This is a genomic window from Phycisphaerae bacterium (assembly GCA_024102815.1).
In the GTDB taxonomy this organism is placed as follows: Bacteria; Planctomycetota; Phycisphaerae; order UBA1845; family UBA1845; genus JAGFJJ01.
The window spans coordinates 48051-67069 of record JAGFJJ010000006.1 but is presented as its reverse complement, the minus strand read 5'-3'; the positions used below and the strand labels follow the sequence as shown (position 1 = coordinate 67069).

The window sequence follows — 19019 nt, the reverse complement described above, 5'->3', positions numbered from 1 at the left end:
ATTCGACTTACGTGGCCATAACGTGTGCTCTTGAACGGGTACGCGAGGCGCCACGATGCTGATTAAGAAATCTCGTGGCCGGAGACTCTCGCCTCAACTTGCTCAACGAACCGTTTCGCAACGTCAAGATGCGGAAACAGGTTCACCATGCCACCAATCTCCAGTCTCTTTCCATCCTTGAGCTCGATCTTGACGCCCAGCCGTTTGGCCGTGGGCCGATCCTTGATGGAAGCACTGAGAACGTCCTTCCAGGGAACCAGGTTCTCCGAAAATCCGGGGAGATGGACGATCAAACCGTCTGTCATGACGGCCACCTTGTACCCCTGGCGATAACGGCGGAACACGAACAGAACTCCGACAACCACGAAGACGATCCAAAGCGCGGCCGCAATCGCGCCCACGGCGTCCCAAGCCGATAATCTGCCCGACTTGAAGAACGCGGGGAGATTCCGCAGGCTTACCCAGCCCCCGCCGAGGATTACACACCAGAGGATGAGTACCTGTCGAGCGTTGGTGGCTCGATATAAGGCGCACTTCTCATCGAAGCGAAGGCCACATTCCGGACAGGCATGCCGGGCAGGCAGCCCTTTTAGAGAGTACCGACACCGCACGCAACACTCAAATGCCGGTTTGGCTTCTGACTCGGCAACGTTCATCAAAGTGGCTTCGTCTCCCGCAGGACCCGCCCCGCAGCCTCTCTTTCGGTGTGCCACTGCTCTTGAACAGTGCTTTCCTCACCTCGACGGCTTCCCCAGCATCTCCTTCATCACCCCGTCAAGATCAATCAGCGCCTTCGCGCCATCTCCCGCAAACGAACTACCGTGCATCGTCGCCAGCACGCGCGGTTCCAGCCGTGCCAGCCCCTCCAGCAACCGCCGCGTGTTCGGCGTATAGGGCATGTAGTCCATCAGCGGCCCCGCCTGGAAATCCACCAGCGACTGCCGCGTCCGCCCCAGAATGTCCGACTCCGTAATCGCTTCCACGTCCCCGTTGTGCGTGAACAGGTCCGAGCAGAACAGCACCCGCTGCGTCTCCTCGAACAGCACGCCCGCGTCCCAGCCGTGCGGCAGATGCGGCGTCGATCGATACTTGAACCGCAACTTCCCCGTACTGAACACTTCGTCCTGATTGAGCGCCCGCGGCGGCCGATCGGCGTAGTCGTTCAGATTCACCATCGATCCCACCACGCCCAACACGGCCTGTGCATGTGGCGCGATCGTCAGCCAGTTGTTGAGCGACCCGCACTCGTCCACCTCGAAGTGGCTGAATCCGATCCAGCGCAGCTTCGCCGGATCGATGATCCGCTTCACCGCCTCCACCACCTCGGGAAACATCCGCCGCATGCCCGTGTGGTAGAGCAGCGGCTCGTCATCAACCACCAGGAAGTGGTTGAACTGCAGATTGATCTCGCGATACAGAACGCTGATCCGATGCACCCCGGCCGATATTTCCGTGATTGTTGCCATGGCTTGGACTCGCTGGACTATTTCAGTTTAATGCGCTGTATTCGAATCTCGGTTCTCCGTTCCTCTTCCGTCCTCCGTGGCTTCGTGGCGGAGCCTGTCCTTGATGTCCTCGTCAAAGGTCGCTTCGCGGCTTCTTCCAAGCAGGGCCCGCCGTGCGGATAGTCTTTGTAGGGTGCGTCCCCGACGCACCTCTTATTCGAGTGCCATGTCCACGCCCCGTGGACATGCTCTTTGCGTCCTGATTGCCTGGTTTGCTCGCCGTCAATCCGGCGAACGCCGGAATCCAGCGTGGGGTGCATCTCGATGCACCTCTTGCCTGCGATCCAGTCTCACGGCCGGAAGCTCCATGCCCATTCTTGGGCATCCCGAAATCCCGACAGGCGTACGCACAATCGATCGTAGCATGCTACCGAGCGTGCCCAGGGATACCGCACCCAGGCGGACCACTCTCCTTCGTGGAACTTCTTCGAGCCCGGCGGCTTCCTGTCCACGAAGAGGTAAACGTGCACCGGCTCTTCGAACGTCACCACCCCGGCCAGCGGAATGTCCACGTCCTCCCGCGACAGCCGGAACGCAAATGACTCGCTGCCGTGGGCCCAGTCGATCCTCCCCGCATAGACCTGCTCATCGGGCCCGATCTCGGAAGGAATATCGCAGAGGATGCGCAGAGTCGTTCCACTCTTGGCCGCCGAGCTATTCTCCAACCCAGGCGCCGACCCGGACACCCGCTGCCGACATCCAGCCTCCTGCGTCGCGCACCCCCACAATAGCATTGCGGCGGCCGAGATTGCGATCAAGTGAAACGAGCGAGACGCATTCAATCTTCCAGTAGTTCCCCCGAACATTCTTCGTTGCACGCTCCTATTTGTCTGATGTGTGCGCTGTCTCGACTCCGTCCAAGATTCGATTGACTCGCTCCAGCGTAGTCTCCCATCGATCAATTAGCTGGCTAATCCTCTCCTCTTGGCGCTCCCATTTTTGAAGTAGCTGGTCGTATCTATCGACTTGCTCCTCCACGATCTTCATTTGTCTGGCGCTCTCTGCGGCCTGCCGCTCCGCCTCCGCGAGCCCGGCCTCATACCGAAGAGCGAGTGGCGACTGCTGACCGGGGGGACCCGAATACGGGTTTCGATCGCATCCCGCGAGTAAAATGACACCAATAGCAGCCGTATAGACTATGTTACTGACCACTTAATCCACTCCCTTCTTCGCGCCGATTCCCTGAAACGTCAGCCTCAAACGGCCTTCCGCATTCCGGGCACCGCCGCTCTTCCAGGCCAAACAGGTTGTATCCGCACTTCTGGCAATGCCCTTCGGGGTAAACCGGCCAGTACCAGCGACGAAGCAAGGTCGCGAGACACACGAGACCGACAACCACCGTGCAGAGTGCCAGCCATGTGGTCAACAAACCGATGACGATGAACCCAATGGGATAGGAGGGCCAATCCCGAAACCAAGAGATAGCAATGCCCGTGCCAGTGAAGCCGATCACGCCCGCCAACCCCATCTGCCCGGCGATTCGGTAGGAAGTGAGCGGCCAGGAGCCCACGATGGTTACCGCGACGAGGCATACCAATTGGGCGCTGGTTACGGCCCACACATGCGCCCCCAACGGCGTCTCGTTCAGGGCAGCGCGAATACAAGTCACGAGAGCGCCCGCGGCCACCATGAACAACAGCCGCTGGCGCAGGATGCGTCGGGTCACCTGGTCCGATTTGCCTGCGAGTTGCACGCCGGCTATCTCAGCGCAAACACCGGCTTCTGGTTGGTCGGCCGAACTTTGCCGAATTCCCACAGACGCCGCCGAAGTAGAGCTTTGTCATTTGTCCTTCCCCTGAACCGCAGCCGCCCATCCTGGAGGAGTGTATGACTCGGTTTCCAACATGCTCTTCCGATTCTTCAGGACCCCGTCGCGAAATGCGGCGGCATATCCTTGGGCAGGGTCCGACAGCGCCTCTGCCAGCAGGGAATCAGCTTCTTTTCCTGGAATCATGGAAAGAGCGAGAACTGCGTGCATTCGAATTCCACCGTCTTCGGAATAAAGATAACCGCGGACTTCGCTAGCAGCGCTTTCATCCCGGTTGAAGTGCGCGGCGTGTGCCAGGAAGTGCAGGGCCGCGATCGTTGTCTCAGGATCCAGATCCGGTCGATGGAATTGTTGTTTTGCCAGTTCCAGCGATTCCCGGTCGTCCGCGACGAGCGCGAGCGCACCAAGCACTACCACCAACTCATCGCCTGTAGCGGTCGTCACGCGTTCTTGGAGAAATCGCCGCGACGCGGGAACCAGGCACCTTTCCATTACCTTCTGAACGGTGCCCTGACTCGGCCGTGGGCGCGCCAATTTCCCGATTACGAAGGGAAGTTGCCCGTCAACGTCGCACTTCAGGAGTGCCCTTAGAAGAAGGTGCCTGTCATTTGCATTCTCGGCGGTAAGAACCGCAGATCGAACAATCTCAGCGCCCTGTGGTCCCGCCTTTTCGCAGTATTGGGCAAGCTCGTGTGCGGAGAATTGTCCAGGGGATTTCAGCGCTTCGCGGAGTCGCGATAAGCCTGAATCGTGGCCACTTCTCGGACAGCCGGCGATCAATCCGATTAACAGCAGAAGCATCGCAATTGAGTCGTAATCTATCCGTGTAAGAGTTGAGTGCTCAACAAAAACCAGCGAGCGAAAATCTGAGGTAGACTTCTTCACGGCAGAATTCGTTCGTATCGCCAAGCTCGGTGAAATCCTTCGCCGCTACCGCCCGACTCGCCGTCTCTCCACCTCGCGATTGGCGACGCTCTACCTCCTCCTCCTCAACCCCAGCACCCCCATCCCCAGCACGCTCATCATCATCCCCACGACGATGTCCGCGCCGCACAGGCGGATCGCCGGCCGGTCGTCCACCGCGTCGCACGCGTCACCGAATCCGTCGCGGTCGATGTCCGCCTGGCTGTTGTTAGGCACCTGCGGACAGTTGTCGCACACGTCGCCCACGCCGTCATCGTCGCCGTCACGCTGGTTGGCGTTGGCCGTCAGCGGGCAGTTGTCCTCGTCGTTGGGAACCCCATCGTCGTCCGAGTCGAAGTCCACACACACGCTCTGGTCGTCCCAGAATTCGCACGCGTCGCAGGGCACGCCGCGATAGTCCTCCGGGCGCGTGTCCGTCACCGTCGGCTCGCCCGGACGCGAGAGCGTGTTCACCTGGATCACCCGCCCGTCCAGCGAAAGCCACCACAGCGAGCGAAGCCCGTCGCCGTCGGTTGCGAACGCGATCGTCCCGGCCGGCTGGCCCAGGTAGAGCACCTCGCCCGAAAGCAGCACCTCCGTGTCCTGAAGGATGATGTCCGAGCCGGTGACGATGGCGAAGCGGTCCACGCCGGGATCGGCCTCCGCAATGACCACGAGCTCGGCCTCGGACGTGTTGACCACGTCGCAGACGGACGTGGAGAAGGGATCGTCGTAGACCACCCATGGAACCGTCTGGGCGGAAGCCGCGCCGCAAAAAGCCACCGATCCCAATAATGCAAGTGCGAGCCGAAGATGCTGCCGAGTCATGCCATGTCTCCCCATCAGTTGCGGTTGTTTATTCGTGATGGACAGGCGGGGTTCTGCGCGGTTAAGCGACCGCTCTGAGCCGCCTTCCCCCAGTTCAGTGCCCACGTGCTTTTTCCCCGTTGCCTGTTGCCCATTGCCTATTGCCTTCCACTTCCCCTTCGTGCCTCCGTGGCCTCTTGCTGCTCCGTGCCTTCGTGCCTCCGTGCCGGTCTTCTCTTCCCTTCGTGGCTCCGTGGCTTCGTCGCTTCGTGGCTTCTTCCATCCAGTATCCGCCACAACACGCGTCCTGAACAGCCTGCGGCCGCCCCACGGTCGGGTGGCATGGCCAAGCTCGGAAGGCGGAGCCGATCGAGCGCCGCCATGCTCTTTAAGCCGCCCTGACGTCGCTTCCCACTCCCATTCCGCATTCTCCAGCGCGGCACCGCGATTGCATGACCGGTCGTCCGGGGCGACTCGCCCCGTTTGATCCGCCCGCGCGGGCGGGCTATTCTCTAATTTTCCCAAGTGCAGCAGGTTCCGGCCCGGCGGAGGTCGTGAGCAGACCGCCCGGAGCCGCCAGCCCATAAGCCGAGACGCCATCATGACCGTCGCCAACCGCGCTACCTTCAAGACCGTTGCTTCCGTCGATCCCGAAATCATGCCGTTCCTTCTGGACGAGGTCCGGCGGCAGCAGGAGACCATCGAGCTCATTGCCTCGGAGAATCACGTTTCTCAGGCCGTGCTGGAGACGCTGGGGTCGGTTTTCACCAACAAGTACGCCGAAGGCTATCCCGGCAAGCGCTACTACGGCGGCTGCGAGAACATGGACGGGGTGGAGAACCTCGCCCGCGAGCGGGCCAAGAAGCTGTTCGGCTGCGACCACGCCAACGTCCAGCCGCATTCCGGCAGTCAAGCCAACGCCGCGGTCTACCTGGCCGTCCTCCAGCCCGGCGACACGATCCTCTCGCTCGACCTTGCCCACGGCGGACACCTCTCCCACGGGCTCAAGGTGAACATGAGCGGCCTGCTCTACAACATCGTGGCCTACGGCGTGGATCGAAAAACCGAGCAGTTCGACTTCGCGGAGATCCGGCGCCTCGCCCGCGAGCACAAACCCAAGCTGATTATCAGCGGCGCCTCGGCCTATCCTCGCACGATTGACTTTCAGAAGTTCTCAGAAATTGCAGAAGAGGTCGGCGCGGTGCACATGGCCGACATTGCCCATATTGCCGGAATGGTGGCCGTCGGTCTTCACCCCAGCCCTGTCCCGACGGCGGGCATCGTCACGACCACGACGCACAAGACCCTCCGCGGTCCGCGCGGCGGCATGATCATGTGCAAGGAGCAGTTCGCCAAGACCATCGACTCCCGTGTTTTTCCGGGGACTCAGGGCGGCCCGCTGATGCATTGTATTGCAGCCAAAGCAGTTGGGTTCGCCGAATCGCTCAAGCCCGAGTTCAGGACGTACCAGCAACAGATTCTGGATAATGCGAAAGCGCTGGCGGAGGGGCTGGTAGCGAAGGGGAATCGACTGGTCTCCGGTGGAACGGATAACCATCTGATGCTGCTGGACTTGCGGCCAGCCTATCCGGATGTAACGGGCAAGCAAGCGGAGGAGTGGCTGGGCGTCGCGGGCATCGTGGTGAACAAGAACATGATTCCCTTCGACGAGCGTAAACCCACGCAGACAAGCGGTTTGCGCCTCGGCACACCGGCGGTGACCACGCGGGGGATGAAAGAACCGCAAATGACGGCCATCGCAGGACTTATCGATCGCGCCCTGCGCAGCGGCGGGGATGAGAACGTCCTCAAGAAAGTCCGCGGCGAGGTTCTGGAACTCTGCAATCAATTCGTGCTGTACGGCTGATTACAGCGACGATTGGAAAAGAAAATTTGTCAAGACAAGGTCGGCAGTCATGAAAGATTGTCCTGACCAAACGCCTGCGCATCGGACCTGCGCGCCTCCATTCGACGTCCGCGCCCTTTTTTCGATCAAGCAGCCACAGTCCCTCCCGAGTTTGTTCCCAAGTCTTCAAGGAGTCGTGCAATGAACCAGATGGTGATTTCACCGCGCTGGGCCGTGACGGCTGTCACAACATTCATCGCGGGATTCACCGTCTTGGGCTATCTGGCCGTCAAGATCGGACGGGAGCATCCGCCCATCCCGGAGCAGGTCGTCGATCCGAATGGCAAGGTGTTGTTCTCGGCCGAGGACATCATGGCCGGTCAGCACCTGTTTCAGAAATACGGACTGATGCAGTACGGCACGCTGTTCGGCCACGGTGCCTACCTGGGACCGGATTTTACCGCGCAGCATATCGAACAGGCCGGCGAGGCCATGCTGGCATTCTACGCCGGAGGCGGCGAGCCATCGCCAGCGGACCGAGCCAGGGTCCAGGAGGACTTCAAGGCCAACCGCTACGATGAGCAGACGAAAGCGCTGACGTACACGGCGGCCGAGGCGTATGCCTTCGAGCAGATGGTGTCGTTTTACGCGACGTGGTTCGGTCCATCCGAGCAGCAGGAGGGTTTGCGGCGTCCGCACATCGCGGACCAGGATCAGGTCCGTGATCTGGCGGCGTATTTCTCGTGGGCGGCCTGGGTGGGGACTGCCAAACGGCCCGGGGAGAACTACTCGTACACGAACAACTGGCCTCCCGCTCCGATCGCGGGCAATCGACCGACGGCCGACGCCATGCTGTGGAGCGTCTTCAGTCTCATCGCACTGCTCGGCGGCATCGGGCTTATCTTCTTTGTGTTCGGTCGTTATGACGTTCTGGGCTGGCATCGATCGGAGGAGGGTCCGGGGGAGACGGTGAAGTTCCGCGCCCCGCACGAGGTGCGGCTGACACCGGCGCAGCGGGCGACCGCATGGTATTTCCTGGTCGTGGCGGGGCTCTTCCTCTTTCAAGGATTGCTGGGCGGTGCGAACGCCCACTACCACGTCGAACGGGAAGGCTTCTATGGCATCAATATCGCCTCGTGGTTTCCTTACAACCTCACGCGGATGTGGCACCTGCAACTCGCCATCTTCTTCGTTGCATCCGCATACCTGGCCATGGGAATCTTCCTGGCGCCGATGATCGCGCGGCGTGAGCCCAAGCACCAGGACAAGCTGGCGATTGTCCTTTTCGGTGCGCTGGTGCTGGTGGTGGTGGGGAGTCTGCTGGGTGAGGCGGCGAGCCTGCGAGACCTGATCTCGGTGAAAGGGCCGTGGTTCTGGGTGGGGGCTCAGGGATGGGAATATGTCGACCTGGGTCGAATGTGGCAGATTCTTCTGACGGCAGGCATGGTGCTGTGGCTGGTGATCTTGCTGCGCGGCATGTGGCCGCGCCTGCGTAAAGAACACCCGGGCAACATGCCGTGGTTGTTTATTTACAGCGCGCTGTCCATACCGCTCTTTTATTCCGCGGGAATGGTCTTCGGCAAAGTCGTGAACTTTGCGGTGGCCGATTTCTGGCGTTTCTGGGTGGTCCATTTGTGGGTGGAGGATTTTCTCGAACTCTTCACCACGATCATGGTGGCGTACATTTTCGTTCTGCTTCGCATGGTTCGGATGGAGACGGCGACGCGGGTGATTTATCTCGACATCATTCTGTATTCGGTCGGCGGTGTCATCGGTACGATGCATCATCTGTACTTCAGCGGCGCCCCGGCGGTGCACATGGCGCTGGGAGCTTTCTTCTCGGCGATGGAAGTCGTTCCGCTCGTGCTCCTGACGTACGAGGCGTGGCGGTTCATGCGGCTGGGCAGTCCCAAGCCGAAGAAGTCCGTGTTTGACGTCAGCAGCGAGACGTTTCCGCACAAGTGGGCGGTGCTGTTTCTGATCGCCGTAGGCTTCTGGAACTTCCTCGGCGCCGGCGTTTTCGGGTTTCTCATCAATCTGCCGATTGTGAGCTACTACGAGATCGGCACGCAATTCACGGCGAATCACGGCCATGGGGCGATGATGGGCGTGTACGGGATGCTTGCGGTGGGGTTCTTCATGTTCGTGGCGAGCTATTTTCTCCCGCGTGACCGGGGGAGGGAGCGGGCGATGAAGCTCTGCTTCTGGAGCCTGAACATCGGCCTGGCCTGGATGCTCTTTGTCAATCTCTTCCCCATCGGAGCGATTCAGCTTTACGACGCCGTGAATTCCGGTTACGCGCAGGCCCGGGCGGCAGCGTTCTTCGAGCGGGATGCGGTGCGTGTCTTCGAGTGGCTGCGTCTGCCGGGTGACGTGCTGTTCATCGTCGGCGGCATTGTGCCCATCGTCTACCTCGCACTGCGCATGTTCGGGGCACGAAAGCGGTTCGAGCCGTTGCCGCCGGACGCCGAAACGGAGGAGTTTGTCGAGAGCCTGGAACCGGCGTGACGCCGGTGCCGAGTACCCCATTGGACGGCGGGACATGCGGATCTTGACCGCGGGTGCCGGTATCGGCGGGTTGACACTGGCCGCATTGCTGGAAGCGCGGGGTGTTCGTTTGCGCATCGTGGAACGGGCGCCCAACTTCGAGCACGCCGGCTATTCGCTGGGGCTCTATCCGCTGGGGACGCGCGTTCTGCATGGTCTCGGACTCTACCAGGCCCTTGCGGACGTCAGCGTCGAGACGAGCTGCTACGAGGTGCACGACGATCGCGGCCGCCTGCTCAAGCGCTGGTCGCTTGATCCGATCGCGGGGCGCTTCGGCGCCATCCTGGGGACGACCCGGCCGAATCTGGTGCGCGTGCTCCGGAAGGGGCTGCGGGAGACCGAGATCGAATTCGATACGGCCTTGGAAGGTCTGGAGGGCCTGAATGGTGGCGTGCGCGCCACGTTCAGCGATGGTTCGTCAGACGAATTCGACCTTGTCGTGGGCGCCGACGGACTGAACTCGCGGGCCAGGGCGGTCATGTTCGGCGAGCCGTCCCGCTTCGATACGGGTTGGGGCGGCTGGATGTGGTGGGCGGACAAGGCGTCGATCCCGAAGGGCGCTTTCGTGGAATACTGGGGTTCGGGCAGGTTCCTCGGCGTGTATCCCGCGGTAGACAAGGTATGTGTTTTTGCGGGTGCTCCCCGGGCAGGGGGGTTCGGCCAAGCGGGGGCGGGTCGGGAGCAGCGCGTGAGAGCGAGGTTCACCGGGCTTGGCGCGACGACGGATGAGCTTCTCGAGGCGATTCCGCGCGATGATGCGACGATGTACTTCTGGCCCATGGCGGACGCACGTTCGGCGACCTGGGTGCGAGATCGAGTCGTGCTGCTGGGAGACGCTGCGGCCGGTTTTCTGCCGACCGCGGGTGTGGGCGCGTCCATGGCGATGGAGTCGGCGGCCGTCCTGAACGATGAGCTTTCGCGTGCCAGCCGCGCGACCCTGGATGAGGCGCTGTCGTTGTACGTCAAGCGAAGGAAGGACCGGGTTCGCAGGATTCAGCGGGATTCGCGAAAGCTGAGCCGCATGATGTTCCTGTCGTCTCGCCCCATTGCACGGCTTCGGGACTTCGTAGTACGCTTTTACTCGACGGAAATGCTCGCCAAGAACATTGCCCAGGCGTTTGATGAACCCATCTGACGCAAGTGAGGTGTAAGGGATGACACTCACGATTCGAATTGCAGCGCTATTCGCGGTCACCGGACTTATCGTTTCTGCGGCGGGTTGCGGTGGGGGGCCGGGGCCCGACGACCCGTCGGGTCGAGGGAGCGGCAAGACGCAGGTTCTGGATCGGCGGGTCCAGCCGCCGTACGTGGTCAGCTTCGACCTGCGGCTTCGTGACGCATCCAATCGCGCGGTGGCGGAGGGCGTGACGCGGGACAACTTCGTCATCCTCGAGAACGGGCGGGTGCTGGATTACACGGAGACGAACCAGTTCGTGACTCCGGGGCCGAGCCTTCCGTTGCGGGTCGTGCTGGTTCTGGATTACACGAACTCGATGAACGTGCGGGGTGCGATCGGACCGATGATCGAGGCTGCGAAGGAGTTTCTCCAGGCGGTGGACGAAGAGGGGCAGCCGGTGTTTACGGCGACGCATCGCATGGGGCTCGTCGAGTTTCACGATCGCGACGAGCTGGGGGAAGGGTTCGGTACGGTCGCTCCGCTGACGACGGTGGACGAAGCGGGCCGTGCGGCGCTTCTGGAGGCCATTCCGCCGGAGGGCTCACTGGAGCCGGGATTGACGCGCGTCTGGGATGCGGTGGCGGAGGGATTCGCGCTGCTGGAGAGCCAGCCTCGGCGGCCGGGCGAAGTCTATACCGTGGTCTTTCTGACGGACGGAGAAGACACGAGCAGCACGCAGGATCCGGTGACGCTGCGAGAGGAGGCGGTTCGGGAGGGGATTTCGCTGTATGTGATCGATTTCAGTTCGACGGGGCGGAACGAGTCCATTCTCTCGTCGCTGGCGGGGCAGACGGGCGGGCGCTATTTTCCGCAGACGGGGCGGGAGAACCTGCGGGAGGTATTCGCGGAGATCACGACCGATCTTCGCGGGCAATGGAACCTCACTTATATCACGCAGAAGAACGACGGGCCCGTGGACGTGGAAGTGGCGTTCGGGCTGGAGCAGGACGTGGTGTCCACGTTCAGCTATTCATTCAATGCGACGGACATTCGAGGCGATCAGCACGAGGGCGTTCTGCGGGTCGAGCGCGGCGTTTATGATGCGGTCGCCAACGTCACGCAATTCACCTTGAAGGCCAGCTACATTCCCAGGAGCATTACGAAGTTTCGGTTTCTGCTGCCCATGCATCCGGAAGCGGTATTCACGCTCCAAGGCGCGGGGGGCCTGGCGGAAGGCTGGCTGGTGAAGCAGACGCAGCCCGGTGTGATTGAGATTGCCGGTGAGCAGGCGCTGGAGTTCGGCGCGTTCGGGAACCTGGGGACGATACGTGTTCCGGGCTATGTCGCGGACAATGAGTTGAGCCTGCAGCACGATGATGCGATTTACGCGGATTTGCCGCGGGCGAAGACGATGCGGATTGAATTGGAAGCGCAGGAATGACCAATGACGGATCAAGAAATCGGATGGATGGTTGTCTGCGGACGCAACACGCAGAATGAACGATGAGGAGAGGGGGATCACGGAAGGTTGATGGCGAGGCGCGCCGCCGGGCTGTGGTGGGCGTTATGGGCGGGTCGAAGGTTTCGGAAGAAGTTGCCGAGTTGGCGCAGGAGCTCGGGTCGCTCATCGCCGGGCGGGGTTGGGTGTTGCTTAACGGCGGGAGAAACGGCGGCGTGATGGCCGCGTCGGCAAGGGGGGCGCGGGAAGCGGGGGGATTCGTCGTGGGCGTGCTGCCGGGGAAGAGTGCCAAAGGTGCGGCACCGGATCTGGACCTGGCGATCGTCACGGGCATGGGAGACGCCCGGAATGTGATCAACGTGCTTTCCAGCGATGTCGTGGTGGCGTGCCCGGGCGAGCTGGGCACGCGCAGTGAGATCGACCTTGCTCTCAAGAACGACAAGCGCGTGGTGTTGCTGCAATTCGATCCCGGTGAAGCCTATGATGTGTACCGTCGGCGGAAGCGGCTGTTCGACGCGGAAACGCCGGAGGAAGCGGTGAAGATCGCGGGGGAGATACTGCAAGCACTATTCGAGGACGGCGACGCGGGGTGATGCGGCGCTTTTGACGCGGCCCGGGGATCAGCGGACCGACTGCTCATAGCGGAACGGTGGGGGACCGGCTTCGAGCGGAGCGAATTCGGATTCCGGCTCGGGCAGGCACGGGTGGTCGGGCTGGATGGTTTCGTCGTTGGACGTCAGATCGAGCACCATCAGGTAGCCCGGTTTGTTCTCCTCGGTGACCGCGGCGGCGGACCTGGTCGTCCCGACTCGTGTTCGCCGGGCCACGTTGGTGACGCAGCGAAGCGCCCCGCCCAGCCGGTAAATGCCGGAGACGTCGACGGCATGCACGTCGAAACCAAGGCTGCGGTAGAGGTCGACCGCGGCGTTGTCGAGCGAGGGGACGTTGTAGACCGGTACGATGGCATATCGCCGGCCGTTGCGCCGTTCCAACACCACGTTGTTGTAGGTGAGCATCCAATCGTCGGGGACATCGGGCACGACGGGTGAACGGATAACGCGATAGCCAAGCCCGCGTACCTGTTCGGCCACGTCGTCCAGGGAGGTCTCGACGATATCCGACAGGCAGGCATCGCCGATGGAGCCGAGGGGGCCGCACTCTTCGGCGTCCTCCGCCGCGCCGATGAGATAGCCTTCCCCGGACTCCCGCAGGATGTCGGCCGCGGCGGTCACGCTGCCCACGAGGACGGTCGTGTCGTCGATCGGTGTGAGATACATATCGACGTGGACCCAGGGCACCAGGTCGTTGCGATCACGAACTACGACGTATTCGCGCCCGAAGACTTCGCGCAGCGATTGGCGAAGCGGGGCGCTGGAAGCCGGTACGTCGTTCTCCGCGAAGACATTGGCGCCCACGAAAACGTGGCGTCGATTGGCGACGACGTTTCCACCTTCCAGGCGAAGGCCGAGGTCGGAAGGTTCGGCGATCACGCCGAAGGCCCCGAGCGTCTGATATGCCAAAAGCTCGTTGATCTTGGCCTGCTCCAATTCCGGATAGGGGGCGGAAAGGAAACCAGCCGCCGAGCCGACCAGCGAGAACGGCTGGCGGGGAATGTAGCGGTCGCGGGCCCAGATGCTGAGATGGAGCCCGACATTGATGATCGTCGCCGAACGTCCGTTTGCGGTCAGGTCGGGCCCCCAGGCCGACATCACATCGGTGATGCCCTCGTTCGAAGGCACGAGGACGGTGACGTGCGTCCGGGGCGAGAGCGCGTTCAGCAGGTCGGTGAATAAGGGCAGCGACTCCGTGTACAGGTCAGGGTCGTATTGGATGATGACTTCGGCAATCGCACCGGCGGAATCGGGAAGAACGCCGCGGCTCGAACCGAAAGTCTGCGGTCTTGCCTGGGCGGTGATTGCCCCGGCAAGAACGAGGCAGGTCGCGAGCAGCCATGCGGCGAGACGGCGTCCGACGCGGAGCCCGCATTGATCGGATCGTGTTCCTCCGGCGGCCGCCGGGGTCGGCGCACGCTCCGCGCGGAGGCCGAAACGAGGGTTGGTCATAAAGAAGCCGAATCAAACGCGCTCGGTTATGGGTCGGGCCTGATCCGGCTCACGTACGGAGGGATGCCATCCCGCGGGGTGTGTCTTTCGACGCGACCGCACCCAAGCGCCGCAATGTCCATTTCATATTCGATCGGCCGGTTGCTCGGCAAGGGGGAGCACGTTCCCCGGTCGGGGGGGGAAGTCCGCTAATCCCGGCGGCGCGGGGAGTTGCGAATCGCGGGTTACGGGCCGGTGACGCTGACCGCGGGTATGCGGATTTCGCCCCGCCAGATGTTGTAGCAATCGGCGGACTGAAGTGCCGCGCTCCGGGTCGCCCTGAGGACGACGTGGACCTGGTTCGTCTTGAGCGGCTTGAAGTCGTCGCTGTAAGCCGCCCGCCAACCCATCTCACCATTGGCCCAGGAGACTGCGGCGCCGCCGATTTTCCGGCCGCCCACCTCGAAGATGACCTCGAATGCGAGATCGACATCGAACGAGCGCTCGAGAAAAATGTACTCGATGAAGCGGCACTTGCGCCAGATGATCCCGCGACACTGCATGTGAACCTGGTCGGGGTAGATTGCCCGGCGGATGGTGCTTTCGCGCTCCGGCTCGTCGACCCAATTTACGGGGTCAGGTGCGTCCTCGGGGAGCACTTCATAGTCGAGGGAGAAGGGCGAAGCATGGTGCCAGGTGGGCTTGGCAAAGGCCGGGTCGGTGTTGGGATCGTAGAGGGTAGTATCGATGACACCCGTAGCGGTCTGGTGGCCGACGTTCGTCGTCGGGAAAGTGAGTGCAAAGGGAGGGATGTCTGCCCGGGAGTCGAGGTTGAACGTGGGATAGAGTGGAACCGAGAACGGGACGCTTGCGGGAGAGAGCTTCAGGTCGATGAGGTGGATATCGGCGGCGTAGGTCCACGACGGGGCGCCGCGGTCGATCATGTCGATTTCCACGACGGCCGGGTCACCCAGGCGGACGCGTTCGCGGACACGGACCCTTACGGGTGCGACCGAGCCGAGGAAAGCCTCCCGTTGTTCCGGCGTCAACTGGTTTACGCTGTCAAGCAAGCCGAGCAGATTGGCCCACACGGGCCGAGGATCGATATTGAGATTGGCCGTCTGGCGGGCGAGAGCGGACTCGATGACTTCCTGCCGCTGCGCTTCGTCGAGGGCGCCGGTTTGAATACGGCGGTAGAGTTCGTCGACAGCCGATCGAACATCGCGGCCGGCCATGTTGAGCAGGCGGTGTGTGGAGACATACTTGTACCAGTTGACGCCGCGGATCTCTCCGACAGCGAACGACACTGCGGTCAACACGACAATGCCCAGTACGACTCCTCCGGCGATGAGTACGGGGCGGTTTCGCTCCCGCCGGCCGAAGGCGACGGTGTTGCGGGAAATTTCGGTTCCGCACTCCGGGCAGCGGTTGGCAGTTAGGCCGGTGAGGTTGTAGCGGCAGTGCGTACAGTAGGGGTAGTCATCGACTTGGCGCCCTTCCAGACCAATGACCAGGAGGGTGGCGCCAACCAGAAAAAGAAATGGGAGTATGAAGATCATCGGGGCGGATTATACCGGGCGCCTGGCGACAACCGGAACCCCGAACGCCTTATGCAATCCTCCCCATCTGGCGAGCGGCGTTTGAATCTCGTTATCAGTCCTCTCGCGATTCGTCCTCGTGTTCGTCGTTGTCCGAGGAATGCAATGTCTGCTGCTGATACTCGGAGACCAGCGGGCGTATGCCGAGATCATGGACGAGGTGGCCTCCGAGATAGCCGGTGTTGGCCAGAAGAAGCATCCCCCCTGAATAGACGAGCAGGAAGACGACGACGGTGATCGTTCCGGCCTTTCGCCTGAGCGGGCGTTTGAGGAGGTGAGGTCCGAATGCGATTCCCGCGAAGACGATCGCCAGGCCGAGGAACACCAGCCGGGACGTTTCCGCGAGTTCCATGTGCCGCTCGATGACGCTGTTGATTTCCGGCGTTCGGTTGACCAGGTCAGCGGCAGCCTCCCCCGAAGCCACGGCGAGAAAGGCACCGATGACCCCGAGGGCCATGATGGTAAAGGCCGAAATCGCGAACCAGAGAAAATGTTTGTAGAGGATCAGGCCAAGGATCACGAGGACCGGCGCGACCATGAGCAGGGCTATGGGGAAGTGAACGACGATCGGATGAAACTGGTCCCAACTCGGTATCGGGGGGAACATGGCGTTTTCCTTCAATGAGCCGCAGTGCGTGAATTGAACCCGGTAAACGCGACGTTGGAGCTGCGACGACCGGACATGGAGTATGTACCCGTGGGTGGAATCGGGCAAATCCGCAGCTCTTTGGATCAATTCGGGGCGCGTTTCCCCTCGGCCGCAGGGTCCGCCGGGCGGGAAAGTGCGGCGCCGTCGAGGAGCTCGAAGAACTTGCCGGTGGCGGACAGCAGCTCGGCCACGTTCGCGCCAAGCAGGAATGTCAGGCTCGAAACCTCCTGTTGCTGATTGAAGAGGTTCTGGCGGCGGATGAGGAGTTCCTCGACGTTGAGGCGATCGGCCTGATAGTCGGTGACTCCGGTTTCGTAGTCCTCGACGTAGCGGGGCAAATTGCGGATGAGGTCCTGACGGCTGGCCCCGACGGTATCGATACGCACGATCGGCTCGAGCGTGTCGACATAGATGGCGTTCTCCCGGGCGACGATGGCCTGCTTGAAGCGGCGGATGTTGGCCTCGGCCTGTCGGACGAGGCTGTCGGTCACGCGGGGGTCCACGGCGCTGAGGTCCAATCCCACGGCGACGGACCAGTCGGAGGCGCCCTCCCGTGAGCCTCCTCCTTCCAGATCGGATTCAGCGCCGAGAAGCAGTGCTGCATCCCAGCGGCCGCGGCGGGCGAGGTCGAGCTGGACCTCGGCGTTGCGGACGGAGTTTCGCAGGGTAGCGATCTCGGGGTCGGTGTCGATGCTGGCCTGGAGCACGTCCTGGTGGGTCATGCCCGCGAAGGGGTTGAAGGGCTCTTCGATGAATTCGACCTCGGCGTGGAAGGGCATGCCCACCGCGGCCTTGAAGCGGCCGAGCTGAATGTCGTACCAGCCGGACTCGGTGCGGAAGTTGGCAGATACGCGGGCGATTTCGGCTTCGAGACGGCGGCGATCGGACGTGGCGTCGCGGTCCGCGATGTCGTTGACCGTGGTGCGGAGTGCGAGGAGATCGTCGCGCCACTGACGGTAGTTCTCGACCGTGCGGAACCGCTGAATGACGTCGTGGAATCGAAAGAGGACGTCCTGAAGTCTTGACCGCACCTGCTGGATGTAGGCGAGCTGGGCGTCGTCGAGCTCGTTGCGGCGGAAGATGTCCTCGCTCGTGCGCTCCAGTTTCTCACGCGAGACCCACAGCGGATAGCGGAGGTCGAGGGCGACAAATGGATTGTTGCCAAGGTCGTCGTCGATCTCCGTCGCGTCGATGCCTACGGCCAGGTCGAGTCTCGTGGTGTCGAAGAAGCGTTTTTCGAGGGCGAGCTGCACCGCGTGATCACGAGCGCGGGATACGATGTTATCGAATCGTGCTTCATCGAACTGGTTGTCAATTCTCAGGCGTGGCGTGAGCGAATCGCGAGAGGTGTAGAAGAAGTCGTAGCGGGCTTCCTCGGAGCGGAAGCGCTCGTAACTGGACTTGATGTCCGGCTGATGGTTGAACGCCAGCGGGATGACCGTCCGGGCGGAGAGGGCGTATTGCACGCCCTGGGGTTCGGGGAGGAGCCGCTCCCGTCCGGGCGGCTCGGCGGAGCGCGCCGGAACGGGCAGATTGACTTCGTGCCGAAGCCGGGCGGAGGGCAGTTCGCGCGAGCAGTTCGGGCCGATCGCCAGCAGGCTGACCAGAAGGAGATGGACCCTCCGGGGTGCGGGAGACGTGATGGGTCGAAGCGGCTGGTTCAAAACTGGTCTGGTCTGCAAAGATCGAAGCCGTTGGGTCCTTCTCGATTGCCGATCGCGCGGAATCGGTTCCCTTATAGGTAGATCGGCTCCGGCTGACAACGGCGCTCAGGTAACGGTGTCGCTTGTCGTCCGAGGGTGGCGTGGCGGGGAGCTTGCATGGAAAATGGGGCATGATGGAGCGCGCCCGTGACGAGTTTCCTGATCGAAAGGCTGTCGGGGATCAGGATGGCTGCGAGCCGGCCAAACGGAACATGCGCCGCTTTGCGCTGAGGGTGGCTCGGGCCTTGGCGATCGGGTACCTGTTGGCCCGCGTTGGAGCTGCGTTGTTTCAAGAACGACTGATCTATTTTCCGCAACGGGAACTCGAGGCGACGCCGGCCGATGTCGGGCTCGGGTTCGAGAATATCCACCTGCCGACATCCGACGGGGAGACGATCCATGCGTGGTATATCCCGAGGGACGTTGCCCGCGGGACGGTGCTGTGGTCGCACGGGAACGGCGGCAACATGTCGTTTGACCTGGCGGTGGCCGAGGCGCTCCATCGAATGGGCTGCAACGTGCTGCTTTACGACTATCGGGGATACGGAGAAAGCACGGGTTCGCCCGGCGAACAAGGGACATACCGCGACGCAGAAGCGGTGTGGGCGTACCTGACGGAGACACGGGGAGAAAGCACCAGTCGGATTGTGATCGGGGGGCGCTCGCTGGGCGGGGCGGTGGCAATTGAGTTGGCGTTGCGCCATCGGCCGGCGGCGCTGGTCGTCGAGTGTACGTTCACGAGCCTGACGGATGTTGCCCGGCTGCACTATCCGCTGCTGCCGGTGAGCTGGATTCTCGTGCACCGCTACGAGTCGGTGGGCAAGGTCGGGAGAATCGGATGTCCGAAGCTGTTCTTCCACGGGCGGGATGACGCGCTGATTCCTCTTTCAATGGGCCGGAGCTTGTTCGACGCGGCCGCGGAGTCGAAGGAATTCATCGTTACGCCCGGCGATCACAACGAAGCCGGCTTTCTCTATTCACCGGAGTATCGCAGGAAACTCGATGGCTTTCTGGACGATGTGTTCTCGAATCGTGGCGCCGACTGACGGCGGGTGCGTCGATCTCGGGCCGGGCG

At 62.2% G+C, this 19019-nt stretch carries 16 protein-coding genes; 6 read left to right on the top strand and 10 right to left on the bottom strand.

What is annotated here, in order from left to right; all coding sequences use genetic code 11:
* Window positions 1–62: 62 nt before the first annotated feature.
* The 6 genes from J5J06_01580 to J5J06_01555 form a co-directional block, all read right to left on the bottom strand.
* On the bottom strand, window positions 63–656 hold the full coding sequence (locus tag J5J06_01580) for a hypothetical protein (GenBank protein ID MCO6435760.1): 594 nt from the start codon (window positions 654–656) through the stop codon (window positions 63–65).
* A 78-nt stretch (window positions 657–734) separates the two neighbouring features.
* A complete protein-coding gene (locus J5J06_01575) occupies window positions 735–1466 on the bottom strand; it encodes an MBL fold metallo-hydrolase (GenBank protein ID MCO6435759.1) in 732 nt (243 codons plus the stop codon).
* Between the two features lie 329 nt (window positions 1467–1795).
* Entirely contained in the window at window positions 1796–2170 is a 375-nt protein-coding gene (locus J5J06_01570) for a hypothetical protein (protein MCO6435758.1), read from the bottom strand.
* Window positions 2171–2646: 476 nt separating this feature from the next.
* Window positions 2647–3198, bottom strand: a complete 552-nt coding sequence (locus J5J06_01565; protein MCO6435757.1) for a hypothetical protein — start codon at window positions 3196–3198, stop codon at window positions 2647–2649.
* 87 nt (window positions 3199–3285) lie between these two features.
* The gene (locus J5J06_01560; GenBank protein MCO6435756.1) at window positions 3286–4158 is read right to left on the bottom strand and encodes a hypothetical protein; all 873 of its coding nucleotides are present in this window, start codon (window positions 4156–4158) and stop codon (window positions 3286–3288) included.
* A 90-nt stretch (window positions 4159–4248) separates the two neighbouring features.
* Window positions 4249–4809 carry a thrombospondin type 3 repeat-containing protein gene (locus tag J5J06_01555; GenBank protein ID MCO6435755.1) on the bottom strand — a complete coding sequence of 187 codons (561 nt, stop codon included), beginning with the start codon at window positions 4807–4809 and terminating at the stop codon, window positions 4249–4251.
* A 775-nt stretch (window positions 4810–5584) separates the two neighbouring features.
* On the opposite strand from J5J06_01555, the gene J5J06_01550 reads away from it, so the two are divergent.
* From J5J06_01550 to J5J06_01530, 5 genes are all read left to right on the top strand, one after another.
* Entirely contained in the window at window positions 5585–6850 is a 1266-nt protein-coding gene (locus J5J06_01550; GenBank protein ID MCO6435754.1) for a serine hydroxymethyltransferase, read from the top strand.
* 180 nt (window positions 6851–7030) lie between these two features.
* Window positions 7031–9337 carry a cbb3-type cytochrome c oxidase subunit I gene (locus J5J06_01545; GenBank protein MCO6435753.1) on the top strand — a complete coding sequence of 769 codons (2307 nt, stop codon included), beginning with the start codon at window positions 7031–7033 and terminating at the stop codon, window positions 9335–9337.
* A 34-nt stretch (window positions 9338–9371) separates the two neighbouring features.
* Window positions 9372–10511: an FAD-dependent monooxygenase gene (locus tag J5J06_01540; protein ID MCO6435752.1), complete on the top strand. Its 1140-nt coding sequence runs from the start codon at window positions 9372–9374 to the stop codon at window positions 10509–10511.
* Between the two features lie 19 nt (window positions 10512–10530).
* Window positions 10531–11934: a VWA domain-containing protein gene (locus J5J06_01535; protein MCO6435751.1), complete on the top strand. Its 1404-nt coding sequence runs from the start codon at window positions 10531–10533 to the stop codon at window positions 11932–11934.
* 62 nt (window positions 11935–11996) lie between these two features.
* Window positions 11997–12545 carry a TIGR00725 family protein gene (locus J5J06_01530; protein ID MCO6435750.1) on the top strand — a complete coding sequence of 183 codons (549 nt, stop codon included), beginning with the start codon at window positions 11997–11999 and terminating at the stop codon, window positions 12543–12545.
* 27 nt (window positions 12546–12572) lie between these two features.
* On the opposite strand, the gene J5J06_01525 is transcribed toward J5J06_01530, so the two are convergent.
* From J5J06_01525 to J5J06_01510, 4 genes are all read right to left on the bottom strand, one after another.
* Window positions 12573–14015 carry a hypothetical protein gene (locus tag J5J06_01525; protein MCO6435749.1) on the bottom strand — a complete coding sequence of 481 codons (1443 nt, stop codon included), beginning with the start codon at window positions 14013–14015 and terminating at the stop codon, window positions 12573–12575.
* Window positions 14016–14239: 224 nt separating this feature from the next.
* Entirely contained in the window at window positions 14240–15553 is a 1314-nt protein-coding gene (locus tag J5J06_01520) for a hypothetical protein (GenBank protein ID MCO6435748.1), read from the bottom strand.
* Between the two features lie 94 nt (window positions 15554–15647).
* On the bottom strand, window positions 15648–16199 hold the full coding sequence (locus J5J06_01515) for a hypothetical protein (GenBank protein MCO6435747.1): 552 nt from the start codon (window positions 16197–16199) through the stop codon (window positions 15648–15650).
* A 125-nt stretch (window positions 16200–16324) separates the two neighbouring features.
* Window positions 16325–17905 (bottom strand): hypothetical protein, encoded by a 1581-nt coding sequence (locus tag J5J06_01510; protein MCO6435746.1) that lies wholly within the window; start codon window positions 17903–17905, stop codon window positions 16325–16327.
* Between the two features lie 170 nt (window positions 17906–18075).
* On the opposite strand from J5J06_01510, the gene J5J06_01505 reads away from it, so the two are divergent.
* On the top strand, window positions 18076–18990 hold the full coding sequence (locus tag J5J06_01505) for an alpha/beta hydrolase (protein ID MCO6435745.1): 915 nt from the start codon (window positions 18076–18078) through the stop codon (window positions 18988–18990).
* Window positions 18991–19019: the final 29 nt, after the last annotated feature.

Excerpts from the sequence above, each read along its gene's own strand:
- J5J06_01515 (MCO6435747.1), bottom strand. The coding sequence starts at position 16,199 with ATGTTCCCCCCGATACCGAGTTGGGACCAGTTTCATCCGATCGTCGTT.
- J5J06_01530 (MCO6435750.1), top strand. The coding sequence starts at position 11,997 with ATGAGGAGAGGGGGATCACGGAAGGTTGATGGCGAGGCGCGCCGCCGG.
- J5J06_01550 (MCO6435754.1), top strand. The coding sequence starts at position 5,585 with ATGACCGTCGCCAACCGCGCTACCTTCAAGACCGTTGCTTCCGTCGAT.
- J5J06_01525 (MCO6435749.1), bottom strand. The coding sequence starts at position 14,015 with ATGACCAACCCTCGTTTCGGCCTCCGCGCGGAGCGTGCGCCGACCCCG.
- J5J06_01520 (MCO6435748.1), bottom strand. The coding sequence starts at position 15,553 with ATGATCTTCATACTCCCATTTCTTTTTCTGGTTGGCGCCACCCTCCTG.
- J5J06_01575 (MCO6435759.1), bottom strand. The coding sequence starts at position 1,466 with ATGGCAACAATCACGGAAATATCGGCCGGGGTGCATCGGATCAGCGTT.
- J5J06_01540 (MCO6435752.1), top strand. The coding sequence starts at position 9,372 with ATGCGGATCTTGACCGCGGGTGCCGGTATCGGCGGGTTGACACTGGCC.
- J5J06_01505 (MCO6435745.1), top strand. The coding sequence starts at position 18,076 with ATGATGGAGCGCGCCCGTGACGAGTTTCCTGATCGAAAGGCTGTCGGG.
- J5J06_01535 (MCO6435751.1), top strand. The coding sequence starts at position 10,531 with ATGACACTCACGATTCGAATTGCAGCGCTATTCGCGGTCACCGGACTT.
- J5J06_01545 (MCO6435753.1), top strand. The coding sequence starts at position 7,031 with ATGAACCAGATGGTGATTTCACCGCGCTGGGCCGTGACGGCTGTCACA.
- J5J06_01580 (MCO6435760.1), bottom strand. The coding sequence starts at position 656 with ATGAACGTTGCCGAGTCAGAAGCCAAACCGGCATTTGAGTGTTGCGTG.